This window comes from Leifsonia sp. PARNA 1/14, assembly GCF_055720965.1.
The window spans coordinates 141,344-155,029 of sequence record NZ_JBVQSP010000007.1 but is presented as its reverse complement, the minus strand read 5'-3'; the positions used below and the strand labels follow the sequence as shown (position 1 = coordinate 155,029).

At 68.9% G+C, this 13,686-nt stretch carries 14 protein-coding genes; 7 read left to right on the top strand and 7 right to left on the bottom strand.

Going from position 1 to position 13,686, the window contains the following annotated elements; translation table 11 throughout:
* Positions 1–9: 9 nt before the first annotated feature.
* Positions 10–1,776 (top strand): proline--tRNA ligase, encoded by a 1,767-nt coding sequence (locus AC0HS0_RS17980; RefSeq protein WP_472965511.1) that lies wholly within the window; start codon positions 10–12, stop codon positions 1,774–1,776.
* Between the two features lie 52 nt (positions 1,777–1,828).
* On the opposite strand, the gene AC0HS0_RS17975 is transcribed toward AC0HS0_RS17980, so the two are convergent.
* The 3 genes from AC0HS0_RS17975 to AC0HS0_RS17965 are packed head-to-tail and all read right to left on the bottom strand — an operon-like array spanning position 1,829 to position 5,134.
* Complete coding sequence (locus AC0HS0_RS17975) at positions 1,829–2,902, bottom strand: FUSC family protein (RefSeq protein WP_472965510.1); 1,074 nt, start codon at positions 2,900–2,902, stop codon at positions 1,829–1,831.
* A 32-nt stretch (positions 2,903–2,934) separates the two neighbouring features.
* Positions 2,935–4,011 (bottom strand): winged helix DNA-binding domain-containing protein, encoded by a 1,077-nt coding sequence (locus AC0HS0_RS17970; RefSeq protein ID WP_472965509.1) that lies wholly within the window; start codon positions 4,009–4,011, stop codon positions 2,935–2,937.
* 55 nt (positions 4,012–4,066) lie between these two features.
* Complete coding sequence (locus AC0HS0_RS17965; protein WP_472965508.1) at positions 4,067–5,134, bottom strand: App1 family protein; 1,068 nt, start codon at positions 5,132–5,134, stop codon at positions 4,067–4,069.
* Positions 5,135–5,340: 206 nt separating this feature from the next.
* On the opposite strand from AC0HS0_RS17965, the gene AC0HS0_RS17960 reads away from it, so the two are divergent.
* From AC0HS0_RS17960 to AC0HS0_RS17940, 5 genes are all read left to right on the top strand, one after another.
* Complete coding sequence (locus AC0HS0_RS17960; protein ID WP_472965507.1) at positions 5,341–6,000, top strand: TetR/AcrR family transcriptional regulator; 660 nt, start codon at positions 5,341–5,343, stop codon at positions 5,998–6,000.
* Positions 6,001–6,210: 210 nt separating this feature from the next.
* Positions 6,211–7,122, top strand: a complete 912-nt coding sequence (locus AC0HS0_RS17955; protein ID WP_472965506.1) for an ABC transporter ATP-binding protein — start codon at positions 6,211–6,213, stop codon at positions 7,120–7,122.
* A complete protein-coding gene (locus tag AC0HS0_RS17950) occupies positions 7,119–7,808 on the top strand; it encodes an ABC transporter permease (RefSeq protein ID WP_472965505.1) in 690 nt (229 codons plus the stop codon). Before AC0HS0_RS17955 ends, AC0HS0_RS17950 begins: the two co-directional genes overlap by 4 nt.
* Complete coding sequence (locus AC0HS0_RS17945; RefSeq protein WP_472965504.1) at positions 7,805–8,548, top strand: ABC transporter permease; 744 nt, start codon at positions 7,805–7,807, stop codon at positions 8,546–8,548. The genes AC0HS0_RS17950 and AC0HS0_RS17945 overlap by 4 nt, the downstream gene beginning before the upstream one ends.
* A gap of 72 nt (positions 8,549–8,620) precedes the next feature.
* Entirely contained in the window at positions 8,621–9,553 is a 933-nt protein-coding gene (locus AC0HS0_RS17940; RefSeq protein ID WP_472965503.1) for an ABC transporter substrate-binding protein, read from the top strand.
* Between the two features lie 26 nt (positions 9,554–9,579).
* On the opposite strand, the gene AC0HS0_RS17935 is transcribed toward AC0HS0_RS17940, so the two are convergent.
* Genes AC0HS0_RS17935 through AC0HS0_RS17920 form a run of 4 tightly spaced genes read right to left on the bottom strand, consistent with a single transcriptional unit; the run spans position 9,580 to position 12,178 of the window.
* On the bottom strand, positions 9,580–10,251 hold the full coding sequence (locus AC0HS0_RS17935) for a DedA family protein (protein WP_472965502.1): 672 nt from the start codon (positions 10,249–10,251) through the stop codon (positions 9,580–9,582).
* A complete protein-coding gene (locus AC0HS0_RS17930; RefSeq protein ID WP_472965501.1) occupies positions 10,248–10,838 on the bottom strand; it encodes a TetR/AcrR family transcriptional regulator in 591 nt (196 codons plus the stop codon). Before AC0HS0_RS17930 ends, AC0HS0_RS17935 begins: the two co-directional genes overlap by 4 nt.
* Before the next feature lie 27 nt (positions 10,839–10,865).
* On the bottom strand, positions 10,866–11,807 hold the full coding sequence (locus AC0HS0_RS17925; protein ID WP_472965500.1) for a M56 family metallopeptidase: 942 nt from the start codon (positions 11,805–11,807) through the stop codon (positions 10,866–10,868).
* Positions 11,808–11,812: 5 nt separating this feature from the next.
* On the bottom strand, positions 11,813–12,178 hold the full coding sequence (locus AC0HS0_RS17920) for a BlaI/MecI/CopY family transcriptional regulator (protein WP_472965499.1): 366 nt from the start codon (positions 12,176–12,178) through the stop codon (positions 11,813–11,815).
* A gap of 95 nt (positions 12,179–12,273) precedes the next feature.
* Between AC0HS0_RS17920 and AC0HS0_RS17915 the strand changes: the two genes are divergently transcribed.
* Positions 12,274–13,686 (top strand): cytochrome ubiquinol oxidase subunit I, encoded by a 1,413-nt coding sequence (locus tag AC0HS0_RS17915; protein ID WP_472965498.1) that lies wholly within the window; start codon positions 12,274–12,276, stop codon positions 13,684–13,686.

Here is a 13,686-nt window from a genome sequence, read left to right as displayed (position 1 = left end):
CATGGAACGGTGCCTACTCGCCTGACGAACTACTTCCTCCGCACCCTCCGTGAAGACCCCTCCGACGCGGAGGTGACCAGCCACAAGCTCCTCGTGCGCGCGGGCTACATCCGCCGCCAGGCGCCGGGCATCTTCGCGTGGTTGCCGTTGGGGTTGCGCGTCAAGGGCAAGATCGAGCAGATCATCCGTGAGGAGATGACGGCGGCAGGAGCGCACGAAGTGCACTTCCCCGCTCTGCTGCCGCGCGAGCCGTACGAGGCGACCGGACGCTGGGAGGAGTACGGCGACGGGATCTTCCGCCTCAAAGACCGCAAGGACGCCGACTACCTGCTCGCTCCCACGCACGAGGAGGTCTTCACGCTGCTGGTGAAGGACCTGTACTCGTCGTACAAAGACCTGCCGCTGGCGATCTACCAGATCCAGGACAAGTACCGCGACGAGGCGCGCCCGCGCGCCGGTCTGCTGCGCGGCCGCGAGTTCACGATGAAGGACGCCTACTCGTTCGACTACACCGACGAGGGCCTCGACACGAGCTACATGGCGCAGCGCGACGCCTACGAGCGCATCTTCTCGCGTCTCGGGCTCGAGTACGTCATCGTGCAGGCCGACGCCGGTGCGATGGGCGGATCGCGCAGCGAGGAGTTCCTGCACCCCACCCCCGTCGGCGAGGACACCTTCGTGCGGTCCGGCGGGGGCTACGCCGCCAACGTCGAGGCGTTCACGACGACGCCGCCCCCGACGCGCGGCTACGAGAAGCTGACGCCGCAAGAGGTGCTCGACACCCCCGACACGCCGACCATCCAGACCCTCGTCGATGTCGCGAACGAGAGGCACCCGCGTCCCGACGGCCGCTCCTGGACGGCCGCGGACACGCTGAAGAACGTCGTCCTGGCGCTCACCCACCTCGACGGCACCCGCGAGCTGGTCGTCGTCGGCCTCCCCGGTGACCGGGAGGTCGACCTCAAGCGCGCGGAGGTCGCGTTCGCGCCGGCAGACATCGACGCCGCGAACGACGACGACTTCCGCAGGCACCCCGGCCTGGTCAAGGGCTACATCGGCCCCTGGTCGGCCGACGGCGCCGTGCTCGGCGAGGAGGCCTCCACCGGCATCCGTTACGTCGTCGACCCGCGCGTCGTCGAGGGCTCCGGTTGGATCACCGGCGCGAACGTCGAAGGCAAGCACGTCTTCGGCCTGGTCGCCGGTCGCGACTTCGGCTGGGACGGCGTCGTGGAGGTCGCCGAAGTCAAGGCAGGCGACCCCGCGCCCGATGGCTCGGGCCCGGTCGAGCTCGCACGCGGCATGGAGATCGGCCACGTGTTCCAGCTGGGTCGCAAGTACGCCGACGCTCTCGGCCTGAAGGTTCTCGACGAGAACGGCAAGCTCGTCACGGTGACCATGGGCTCCTACGGCATCGGTGTCACCCGCATCCTGGCGATCATCGCCGAAGAGAACAACGACGACAAGGGGCTCGTGTGGCCGGCCTCGGTGTCTCCGTTCGACGTGCACGTCGTGGCCGCCGGCCGTGACGCCGTCGCCTTCGAGGTGGCCGAGCAGGCGACCGCCGAGCTGGAGGCCGCGGGGCTCGACGTGCTGCTGGACGATCGCCCCAAGGTGTCTCCCGGCGTCAAGTTCGGCGACGCGGAGCTCATCGGCATCCCGCGCGTGCTCGTCGCCGGCCGTGGCGCGGCCGTCGGCGAGGTCGAGCTGTGGGACCGCAGGACGGGCGAGCGTGCCACCCTTCCGCTCGCGGAGGCCGTCGCAGCACTGACCGCCTGACCCCGACCGGCACCGACGACCGCGACGCCGCCTGACCCGCCGAGCGCAGGGCTCAGGCGGCGTCGTCGTCTCCGGTGATCTCCGCGTGGATGCGGCGCAGGTCCTCCATCAGCGAGCCGATGAGCACCCAGTGGCGGGGGTTCGGGGTGGTGATGACGAGCGGCGCCGTCAGCACCGGGATGCCCGCCGTCTCGGTCGTGGGCTCGACCGGGGGCGCGTCGGGGTCCCGCGAGAGCAGCCGGAGGTCGTGGGCCGAGCGCTCGAGCTCATCGGCGATGGCGGCGATGGTCGGTTCATCGGCGAGGCTGTCGTCGTAGTGGTCGTGGAACGCGCGGGTCATTCCGAGCGAGCGCGTGATCAGCGGCCGCAGGCGGGCGAAGAGCTGCTCGTCGTGCTCGAGCACGGCGCGATGGCGGGACTGCCGGGGGTTGAGCGTGAGGCTCTCGTCGGCGGCGGTGAGCGCCGCCTCGGCCTTCTTCTCCATCGGGCGCAGGAGGCGCGCTTCGATCAGGAGGGCGTCCCGCTCGCCGGGTGTCGGCCGGCTCGTGAGCGCGCGTGCCAGCCGGTCGAGGGTCGCGGCGATCTCCGTGCCGAGGGTGAGCACCGAGGTTCGAGCCGGGCCGGTGAGCACCGGGGGGACCACGGCGATGTTGATGATCACGCCGACCGCGGCGCCGAGGACCGTCTCGACGATCCGGGCGAGCGGGTACTCCAGGTTCGCCGCGCCGAGCGAGAGCACGAGCATGACGCTGATCGGGACCTGGTTCGCCGTGCCCGGGGTGAGTTTGAGCGCCCAGGACAGGAGGAGGGAGGCGACCAGGGTGAGCAGAACTATCCAGGTGTTGCTGCCGAACGCCAGCCCGACCACGTACGCGATCACCACGCCGAAGATCACGCCGATCGAGCGTTCGATCGCGCGTCCGACGGACTGGTTGACGCTCGGCTGCACGACGAGGAGGGACGCGATCGCCGCGAACACCGGGAGCTCGCCCGGGAAGAGCAGCGTCGCGATGCCCCACGAGATGATCATCGCGGCTGCGGTCTTGGCAACCTGGAGGAAGGGAATCCTCGAGGAGGCCCGGATGTTCGCGGGCAGTTGGATCTTGACCGGGAACTTCGGAGCCACGACTCCAGCGTAGCCCGCCGCGCGCGCCTCGCTCAGACGGCGTAGCGGCGGTAGGCCTCCACCGACCGCGCTACCGCCTGCTCCTGCGTGGCGGTGAGCGGCGCGAACGGCTGAAGATCGACCCGACCGTCACCCCCGGGCCGGCGCCACGTGCCCACGACACGGCCGCGGGCGACGATGATCGGCTGGAAGATGCCGTTGCCTCCGGGCACGATCCGCTCGAAGTGCTCGTCGTCGAGCACCGCGCGGCGGTCTTGATAACCCAGCAGATACTCGTCGAAGGCCGGAAGGAGGTGGACGGCTTCCCGCTCCCGCCGAGCCGGCGGGGTGGAGGCCGCACGGTCGGCGAGTTCCGCCGTCACGAGATACGGAACGCCGTCGACCTCCAGGGTGGTGACGGCGTCGCCCAGCACCGCCAGCGCGGTCTTCGCCCCCGCGACCGTGCCTTTCGTCCACCAGACGAAGTCCTTGATCGTGGCAGGCCCGTGGCCCTCCAGGTAGCGCAGCAGGAACTCGCCCCAGGCCTCGTCGGGCTCGAGCTGCCGCGAGGTCGGCGCCCATTCGTCGAGCAGGACGAGCGCCTGCTGCGTGCGGAGCGTCGGCCCCCAGCAGAGCACGCCCGTCTGGGCGAGGAAGTAAATGAGGTGATAGCCGCGCTGGCCCGTGGTCGAGATGCCCGCACGCTCCCAGAGCTCCATGACCTCGGCGCGGCCGATGCTCCGGCCGCCGGCCAAGGCGTCGGTGACCAGGTCGCGGGCGCGGATGAAGTCGGGGGACTCGAGCTCCAGCTGACGGTGGCGTGCCGCGAGGCCCGCCACCATGCGCTCCGTGGTGACGCCCAGCATCCAGCGCAGGTCTTCCGGCGGGACGAAGTGCAGTGTGCCCCGCATCGGCCACGATCGAACGATGCTCCCGCCATCGAGCGCCGCGAGCACATCGGCACGCGTCGCTGACGCCGTGCGCAGCGCGAGCGCCCAGCAGGCCGCGGCGAAGTCCTGAGCTTGTGCCGCGAGAAGGCGGCGGACGACCTCGCCGGGGGTCGCCGCCCGCTCTCCGTCGATGGCGTGCGCCAGGCGGCGCATCCGGAGCAGGTCGGCGCGGGACGTCATGACCCCAGTCTGATGCAGACGGCCGACAGCGGACGCGAACGGGAGGCGGAGGTCGTCAGGGCAGGAGGTCGAGGTCGCGCAGCTGATCGAGCAGGCCGGCGCCGTCCGGCGCGTAGACCCACGGCGCCCCCGAGATCTCGCTGTGCTTCTCCGCCTTGGAGCGGCCACCGGCGAGCACCGCCTCGCCGTTCGACAGCTGGCGGATGGCGACCGCGGCGACGTTGCCCGGGTGGGCGGTCGTGAACTCGCCGTAGAGAGCCTCGTCGTGCTGTCCGTCGTCGCCGACGAGCAGCCAGCGGAGGCCGGGGAACTCGTCGGCCAGGCGGTCGAGGCTGGTGCGCTTGTGATCGCGACCCGAGCGGAAGAAGCGGTCGTGCGTGGGGCCCCAGTCGGTGAGCAGCAGCGGCCCGGCAGGGAAGAGGTTGCGGGAGAGGAAGCGCGTGAGGGTCGGAGCGACGTTCCAGGCGCCGGTGGAGAGGTAGATCACCGGGGCGCCGGGGTGCGCCGCGGCGAGCCGCTCCAGGAGCACGGACATCCCCGGTGTGGGCACCCGCGCGTGCTCGTCGAGCACGAACGTGTTCCAGGCGGCGAGCAACGGCCGGGGGAGCGCCGTGACCATGACCGTGTCGTCGACATCCGAGATGATTCCGAAGGTGGCTTTGGGGTCGACGATGTAGACGGGCGACTCGAAGACGCGCGCCGACTCCGGGACCGTCATCGTGACCGTGTGCCAGCCCGGTGTGAGCTGCACCGGGATCACCGTGTCGATCACGCCGCCGCGATCGGGCATGACCTCGTGACGGTCGCCCTCCACCTCGATCACGACCGGCACGTCGGCGACCGGAACACTGATGAACGACCTCCAGCCGCGGATGGACTCCTCGCGTTTGCGGTGCTTGCGCTCCGCGCGACTGCCCGGCCGCGGCTCCTTCGCCAGCACGACGCGGCCCAGGATGCGCACCCACGACGGGGCGCCGTAGCCGGTGTACGGCACGACGGTCGGCAGGAAGCCACGCTTGCGCGCACGGCGGGCGCGGAACTCGTGGAAGGCGTCCTCGAGACGCGCTGCGCGGTGCATGATCGGGTCGACGCTCGCGCTGCGCTTGGCTGGGGTAGCGGTCATAGAGGTACCAGTTTCTCATGGAGTGAAGGATCACCCAGCCGCAGCCCCCAGATCTGGGGGACGAATCTTCGGTGTGTCTGAGCCATTTCCCGAGCAAAGGTGAGGTTTCCACGAATATGATCCGAAGTGAGCGTCGGTAAAGAATCCGACGCCGGGCTGGGGACCCGCACGCGTATCGTGGAACACAGAAAGAAGGAGTCGCCCTCGTGCCCATCAACGACCTGGTCGCCGCGCAGAACACCGTCGGAGCGCCGCTCGTGCGTACGGAGCCGATCCAGGAGCGCAGCGCCGCTCGGATCGACGCCCTCCTCGACGCCGCTGCGGAGGTGGTCGACGAGATCGGATTCGACCGGCTGACCACCGCGATGGTGGCCGAACGCGCCGGCGCCTCCATCGGCACGGTCTACCGGTACTTCCCCGACCGCATCGTGCTGCTCCAGGCTCTGCGCGACCGCGCACTGCTGCGCTACCGGCACTCCGTGGTCGAGGCCATCCACACCGAGAGCCCCGAGCACTGGTGGAACGCCGTGGAGTGCGCGATCGACGCGTTCGTCGCGATGTTCCGCACCGAGCCGGGATTCCGGATCATCCGCTTCACCGACGCCGAGCGGTCGGGGCTGCCGGGCGAGGAGGAGATCGAGCGCAACGCGTCCTTCGCCTCCCAGTTCGCGTCCATCCTCTCGGAGGAGTTCGGACTGCCCGCGGGTGAAGACCTGGCGTTCCGCCTGGAGATCGTCGTCGAGATCATGGACGGCCTCATCAACCGCGCCTTCCTCGACGACCCGATGGGCGACGCGCGCTACATCGACGAGGCGCGCATCGTGGCGCGCGAGTACCTGGAGCGGCGGTACGACCCGAAGGGCTGACGCCCTCCGGCCCGTGCCAGGAATCGGGAATGGGGAATGTCGGTGGTACCCGACAGGGTTGTCACATGGTGACCGGGTTTCTGCCACAAACCGACTCAATTCATTGCGAATTGATGAAAACGCTGTTTGGGTAGGAACGATGGCCCTGAATATCGTGACCAGCCCGCAGCCCCGGGCGCAAGCGCCGTACCTACCCCGAATCGAGGGCCGATGATCGAGTTCCGCTCGGTGACGAAGCGGTTCCCCGACGGTACCGTCGCGGTCGACGACTTCTCCCTCGTCATCCCGTCACATCAGATCACCGTCCTGGTGGGGTCGTCGGGCAGCGGCAAGACGACGATCCTCCGCATGGTCAATCGCATGGTCGATCCGACCAGCGGCACCGTGTCGATCGACGGCGAGGACGTGCAGACGCTCAAGCCCGTGCACCTCCGCCGCCGCATCGGCTATGTGATGCAGAACTCCGGGCTGCTGCCGCACCGCAAGGTCGTCGACAACATCGCGACGGTGCCGCTCCTCACCGGAGTGAAGAAGAAGGCCGCCCACGAACGGGCCCTCGAGCTCATGGACACGGTCGGGCTCGAACGATCGCTCGCCGACAAGTACCCCAGCCAGCTCTCGGGAGGTCAGCAGCAGCGCGTCGGCGTCGCCCGCGGCCTCGCGGTCGACCCGAACATCCTGTTGATGGACGAGCCGTTCGGTGCGGTCGACCCGATCGTGCGCGACGACCTCCAGAACGAGTTGCTGCGGCTGCAGCGCGAGCTCGGCAAGACCGTGCTGTTCGTGACGCACGACATCGACGAGGCCTTCCGGCTCGGCGACCAGGTCGTCATCTTCCGCAAGGGCGGCATCGTGGCCCAGAAGGGCACGCCGGCAGAGATTCTCGCCTCGCCCGCCGATGACTTCGTCGCGTCCTTCGTGGGCGCCGACCGCGGCAAGCGCGCACTCCACATCGAGCAGACCCCAACCGGGTCGGTTCTCGTCGACAGCGAGGGACGCACTGCGGGTGTCCTCACTGCCGAGCACTCCTCATCCGAAGATTCAAAGGCCGCGACGGTGTCCGTTGCGGGTGGTGCGGACGCCGTAACGCAGGGTGGCGCCCCTCCACGGCTTCCGCAGTGAACTTCCTGTGGTCGAATCTCGGCCTGGTCTGGAATCTCACGATCTCCCACGTGTGGTTGAGCGCCATCCCCATCGTGGTCGGGTTCCTGGTGTCGCTGCCCATCGGATGGGTGGCCAACCGCTACCGGGTGAGCCGTCCGGTGCTGCTCACGATCGGCGGCATCCTCTACGCGATCCCGTCGCTGCCGCTGTTCTTCGCGATGCCCGCGCTGATCGGCACGAAGATCCTCGATCCGGCGAACGTGGTCATCGCCCTGAGCGTCTACGCCGTGGCGCTGATGGTGCGCACGACGGCGGACGCCCTCGCGTCGGTGCCCGGTGACGTCGTGCAGTCCGCGACGGCGATCGGGTTCTCGGGCTGGCGGAGGTTCTGGGCGGTCGAGCTGCCCCTCGCCGGACCGGTGCTGCTCGCCGGCCTGCGCGTGGTGTCGGTCTCGACGGTCAGCCTCGTGAGCGTCGGCGCCCTGCTGGGCGTGCCGAACCTCGGGCAGCTCTTCACCGACGGCCTCAACCGCTACTACCCGGAGGAGGTCGCCGTCGGCATCATCCTCATCATGGTCGTCGCGCTGGTGTTCGACCTCGTGCTCGTGGTGCTCGGGCGACTGCTGCTGCCCTGGTCGCGGCTCGACCGACGCACCGGACGCCTGCGGCGTTCGGCGGCGATGAAGGCGGTGACCGGCGCATGACCGACTTCTTCGCCGCCTTCCAGTGGCTCTTCGACCCCGTCAACTGGGCGGGACCTGGCGGTATCCCTGCGCGCACGGGCGAGCACATCGTGTACACGCTGCTCACGCTGCTGATCGCGAGCATCATCGCCCTGCCGATCGGCTTCCTGATCGGTCACACCGGGAGGCTGCGCGGACTCGCGGTGGGCCTCTCCGGTGCGCTGCGCGCGCTGCCGACACTGGGCCTCGTGGTCTACCTCGCGCTGATCATGGCGAACATCTCGATCGTGCCTCCTCTGATCGCGCTCACGATCCTGGCCGTTCCGCCGCTGCTGGCCGGCGCATACTCCGGCCTGGAGTCGGTGAACCGGAGCACGATCGACGCCGCGCGCGCGATCGGGATGACCGAGTGGCAGATCTTCGCCAAGGTCGAGCTTCCGCTGTCGCTCCCGCTCGTGCTCGGCGGACTCCGCTCGGGCGCGCTGCAGGTCATCGCGACCTGGACGGTCGCGGCCATTCTGCCGGTCGGCGGCCTCGGCCGGTTCCTGTTCGACGGGCTGGCCGTTCAGAACTATCCCGAGATGCTGGGCGGGTCGATCATCGTGGTCGTTCTGGCGCTCGTCGTCGACGGCCTGTTCGCGCTCACGCAGCGGCTGGTCGTGCCACGCGGCGTCGCGGCCGGCAAGGTCCGCGCCGATCGGGCGAAGGACCCCTGGCGCGCGTTCGGAATAACCGTCCCCGGGCGGCAGCCCGTTCCCTGACCCCCCGGTTCGCCTTCCGGCTCCACAGACCTGCTCACACAGACCCATCGCACACAGAAGAGAGAGAATCACATGTTCGGATCCAAGAAGGGCCGCATCGCGGCCGGCGTGCTCGCGGCGGGGGCGCTCCTGGCCCTCAGCGCGTGCTCGTCCGGTGGAGGCGGCGCGTTCAGCACCAGCGGAAGTTCCTCGTCCAGCGACAGTGTCACCATCGGTTCCGCCGCGTTCGGCGAGTCGGAGATCCTGATGCAGATCTACGGCCAGGCCCTGGCCGCCAACGGCGTCAAGGTCAACTACAAGCCGAGTATCGGCCAGCGCGACGTCTACCTCAAGGCGCTTCAGGACGGCTCGATCGACCTCATCCCGGAGTACTCGGGCAACCTGCTGCAGTTCTACGACAAGAACAGCACCGCGAGCTCCAGTGACGACGTCTACGCCGCCCTCAACGACGCCCTGCCGAAGGGCTTCGAGGTGCTCGACCAGGCCAAGGCGGAAGACGCCGACGCCTACAACGTCACCAAGGAGTTCTCCGACAAGTACAGCGTCACGAGCCTCGAAGACCTCAAGAAGGTCACGGTGCCGCTGACGGTGGGCGCGAACCCCGAGTTCGCCACCCGCCCCTACGGCATCCCCGGGCTCAAGTCGTCGTACGGCGTGACGGCGACGCTCAAGCCGATCAGTGACTCGGGCGGCCCACTCACCGTCACCGCCCTCAAGAACGGCGACGTGCAGTTGGCCGACATCTACACGACGACCCCGGCCATCAAAGACAACGGTTTCGTCGTGCTGAAGGACCCGAAGAACCTGATCGCCGCGCAGAACATCCTGCCGCTGATCAACACCAAGAAGGCCTCCGACACCGTCAAGTCGGTGCTCAACAAGGTCTCGGCCGAGCTGACCACGGACGACCTCATCACCATGAACAGCGAGAACCAGGGCGCCAGCAAGACCCAGCCCGACGCTGTGGCGAAGAAGTGGCTCCAGGAGCACCCGATCAAGAAGTAGGGTGCGCGGGAGGCTGAGCCTCCCTGCTACTCCGCGTGCGGCGGCTCGGGCGACCGGGCCGCCGCATCCATGTGTGCGGCCTCCCGCTTCTGGAGGACCTTCTTCACCACGAACACCACCCCGATGAACAGCGCGATGACGGCGACGAAGACATAGCCGGCCCAGTGCAGCTCCCGCGAGAGTTCGCGGTAGCTGCCGGCGGCGAGCGCGCCGACGCTGACATACGCGAAGGCCCAGATCACGCAGGCGGGTGCGGTCCACGCCATGAACGTCTTGTACCGCATCGGGCTCATTCCGACCGTCAGCGGGATGAGCGAGTGCAGCACCGGCAGGAAGCGGGAGAGGAACACGGCGATGCCGCCGCGCTTGGCGAGATAGGCCTCCGCGCGGTCGAAGTTCTGCGGGCCGAGCCTCCGGCCGAGCCGGCTCCCGCGGATGCGCGGCCCGAAGTAGCGGCCGAGCGCGAAGCCGATCGACTCGCCGCAGAGGGCGCCGACGATGACCGCGATCACGAGCGCGGCGTACTCCACCGGGCTCCCGACGGCGGTCGACGCGACGAGCACGATCGTGTCGCCCGGCACGATCAGCCCGATGAGGATCGAGGTCTCCAGCAGGATCCCCACGCCCGCGAGGAGGGTGCGCAGGACCGGGTCGACCGATTGGACGAGGTCGAGGATCCAGGTCAGCGCGTCGTTCACGGCCTCGGGGCCGACCGGATCAGCGACCAGTAGGCCTCGATGGCGTCGGCCATGTCTGCGCTCGGGTCGAGCATCCACTGCACCTGCATCCCGTCGGCGACGGCGACGGCGAGGCGGGCGAGGGTGCGCGGGTCGGCCTCAGGGCGGACGCGTCCGGCCTCCTGTTCGGCGCGGAGGTACTGCTCGAGGCCTCCGACGATCTGCTCGTAGCGTGAGACGAAGTAGTCGTGACCCGGGTGCTCCGGGTCAGCCGCCTCGGCGGAGATGGTGGCGTACAGCTGCACCAGCCCGGGGACTTCGGCGTTGTGACGCACGATGCCGACGAGCCCGTCGAAGGCGCCCGTCCAGTCGGAGGCGAGGTCGCCGCCGGCGGAGTCGACCTCGTCGCGCTTGCGCAGCACCTCGGCGAACAGTTCCTCCTTCGAGGAGAAGTGGTGCAGGAGGCCGGCCTGGCTGAGACCGACCGAGTCGGCGATCTCCCGCAGGGATGCCTTGCGGTAGCCCTTGTCGGCGAACACCTCCAGGGCACGCGCGAGGATCTCCTCACGTTTGGCGATTCCCTTGGCGTATCCACGCTTCTCCGGCATGGGTCAAGGCTAGTGGGACGCCGCTGATCAGCTGGTGAGGACGAGCACCGGCGGCACGATCACCAGCAGCACGATCGCGACGACGACCAGCAGGCGTACGCCGGTCCCCACCGTGCGGTGGTCGGCGGTGAGGCGCGCTTCGCGCGCGATCAGGGCCGTGCGGCGCTGCTCCGGGGTGCGCGGGTCCTTCGGTGCGCCGAGGGCCGTGCCGGCCGATCCGGTCGAGTCGACGATGCGGATGGCGTCGGCCAGCACCGCGTCACCGGAGGCGTGCCGCGCAGTGTCGTCGGCGAGCATCTCCACGAGCAGCGCGACCGCGTCCTGCGCGCGTGTGGCGATCGGGAACCACGGGAGCGCACGCTTCCACGAACGGAAGGCGTCGAGCAGCAGGTGGTGCTTCTGGCGCAGGTGGGCCCGCTCGTGGGCGATCACGGCCTCCAGCTCGTCGGGGCTGAGAAGCTCGATCATGCCTTCGGAGAGAACGGTGACGCTGCGCGCGCCCGGGAGGCAGTACGCCGCCGGGGCCGGGTGGTCGATGATCCGGGTGGCGGGCTCGTCGGGCAGCGGCGAGCTGAGGAGGCGCAGCAGCTCCATGTGCCTGTGTCGCTGGCGCCGGCTGCGCACGGAGGTCAGCGCGAGGTTCAGCAGGAGGTGTGCGGTCAGCAGCACCGCCGCGCTGAGGAAGAACGTGTGCAGCAGCGAGACGTCCGGAGGCAAGGGGCCGGAGAAGAGAGTCGCGGCGGCGCCCGAGACGCGGCTCGCCAGATCGTGCCCGAACGGCTCGAGTCCGGCCAGCAGGAGCGAGCCGATCATCGAGATGCCTCCGGCAAGGGCGATCGACTGCCAGAGTGCGAGGGCGAGCACCGGGGCGGCGGCGGGCCACTTCGCGCGCGCGAGGAGGAGCGGGACCGGCCAGGCGAGGGCCAGCGCGAGCACGCCGAGCACGACGGCGGTCGAGTCGACGGGCATCCCGGTCAGCTGCGGGCGTCGAGTAGCCGGCGCAGCATCTGCGCCTCGGACTCGTCGACGGAGCCCACGAAGTAGGCGAGCGCTTCCGTGCGGTCGGAGGAGGTGTCGAGCACTTCGCGCATCAGGTCGGCCACGTGGCCGGCGCGCGTGAGGGTCGCGAAGTAGATGTGGGGGCGGGCGTCGCGGTCGCGGTCGACGAAGCCCTTCTGCTCTAGGCGGGAGAGCACGGTGAGCACGGTGGTGAGCGCCGGGGTCTTGCCGTCGGTGCGGGAGGCCGCTAGCTTGTCGCGCAGTTCGCCTGCGGTGATGGGGGAGGCGCCCGACCAGAGGGCGTCCATCACCGCTCGTTCGAGTTCTCCGAGATTGGCCACGTCTCCAGAGTAGCGCGAAGTGCCTGTGAATGTTCTACACTCTGTAGAAGTAGCAGTTCTACAGGCTGTAGAACTTGACCGGAAGGGTGGGCTGCGTGAACGAGATCCTCGATCCGCTGCTGCTGGCGCGCTGGCAGTTCGGACTCACGACCATCTATCACTTCCTCTTCGTCCCGCTCACCATCGGCCTGGTGACGGTCGTGGCGATCTTCCAGACCGTCTGGTACCGCAGCGGAAAGGTCCACTACCTCCAGCTCACGCACTTCTTCGGCAAGCTGTTCCTGATCAACTTCGCGATGGGCGTCGTCACCGGCATCGTGCAGGAGTTCCAGTTCGGCATGAACTGGTCGAACTATTCGCGCTTCGTCGGCGACATCTTCGGGGCGCCGCTCGCGCTGGAGGGGTTGCTCGCCTTCTTCCTGGAGGCGACGTTCATCGGTCTCTGGATCTTCGGCTGGGACAAGCTGCCGCGCGGCATCCACCTGGCCTGCATCTGGATCGTCGCCGTCGGCTCGATCCTCTCGGCCTACTTCATCCTCGCCGCCAACGCGTTCATGCAGAACCCGGTCGGCTACAAGCTCGACCCCGCCCGCGGACGCGCCGAGCTGACCGACCTCTGGGCGGTGCTGACGAACAAGGTGGCGCTGGCGGCGTTCCCGCACACGATCTTCGGCTGCTTCATGGTCTCCGCGGGCCTCATCATCGCGGTCGCGGCCTGGCACCTCTCACGCAACCGCAACCTCGAGACCATGCGCCCCGCCCTCAAGTTCGGGCTCTGGATGATGGTCGTCGCCGGCCTCGGCAGCGTGATCAGCGGCGACCAGCTCGGCCTCGCCATGGTCGAGACGCAGCCGATGAAGATGGCCGCCGCCGAGGCGCTCTACAAGACCTCGACGGGCGCCGACGCGTCGTTCTCGATCTTCACCCTGGGCACACCGGACGGCGTCCACGAGCTGTTCTCGATCCGCGTGCCCTACCTGCTGTCGTTCCTGTCGACGCACACGCTCGACGGCACGGTGGAGGGCATCAACGACCTCCAGGCGCAGTACGTGCAACTGTTCGGGCCCGGTGACTACACACCGATCATCTGGGTCACCTACTGGGCGTTCCGCTGGATGATCGGCCTCGGCCTCCTGCACGTGCTCGTCGCCGTCGTCGGCCTCTGGTTCACCCGCAAGGGACGAACCCCACCGTGGGCGTGGATGTGGAAGGTCGCGATCTGGGCGTTCCCGCTGTCGCTCGCCGCCATGATCGTGGGCTGGATCTTCACCGAGATGGGCAGGCAGCCCTGGATCGTCTTCAGCCTGATGAAGACGCAAGACGGCGTCTCGCCCGGGACCACCGGACTCGAAGTCCTGATCTCGCTGCTGGCGTTCACTGCGGTCTACGGCACCCTCGCGGTCGTCGAGTTCAAGCTCATCAAGCGCGCGGCGCAGAAGGGACCGGCCCCCGTCGAGGAACACCTCGACGAGGAGGGCAAGCACGTCCCGGTCGCGACGGTCTACTAG

Excerpts from the sequence above, each read along its gene's own strand:
- AC0HS0_RS17970 (WP_472965509.1), bottom strand. The coding sequence starts at position 4,011 with ATGACGTCCCGCGCCGACCTGCTCCGGATGCGCCGCCTGGCGCACGCC.
- AC0HS0_RS17965 (WP_472965508.1), bottom strand. The coding sequence starts at position 5,134 with ATGACCGCTACCCCAGCCAAGCGCAGCGCGAGCGTCGACCCGATCATG.
- AC0HS0_RS17955 (WP_472965506.1), top strand. The coding sequence starts at position 6,211 with ATGATCGAGTTCCGCTCGGTGACGAAGCGGTTCCCCGACGGTACCGTC.
- AC0HS0_RS17945 (WP_472965504.1), top strand. The coding sequence starts at position 7,805 with ATGACCGACTTCTTCGCCGCCTTCCAGTGGCTCTTCGACCCCGTCAAC.
- AC0HS0_RS17940 (WP_472965503.1), top strand. The coding sequence starts at position 8,621 with ATGTTCGGATCCAAGAAGGGCCGCATCGCGGCCGGCGTGCTCGCGGCG.
- AC0HS0_RS17930 (WP_472965501.1), bottom strand. The coding sequence starts at position 10,838 with ATGCCGGAGAAGCGTGGATACGCCAAGGGAATCGCCAAACGTGAGGAG.
- AC0HS0_RS17925 (WP_472965500.1), bottom strand. The coding sequence starts at position 11,807 with ATGCCCGTCGACTCGACCGCCGTCGTGCTCGGCGTGCTCGCGCTGGCC.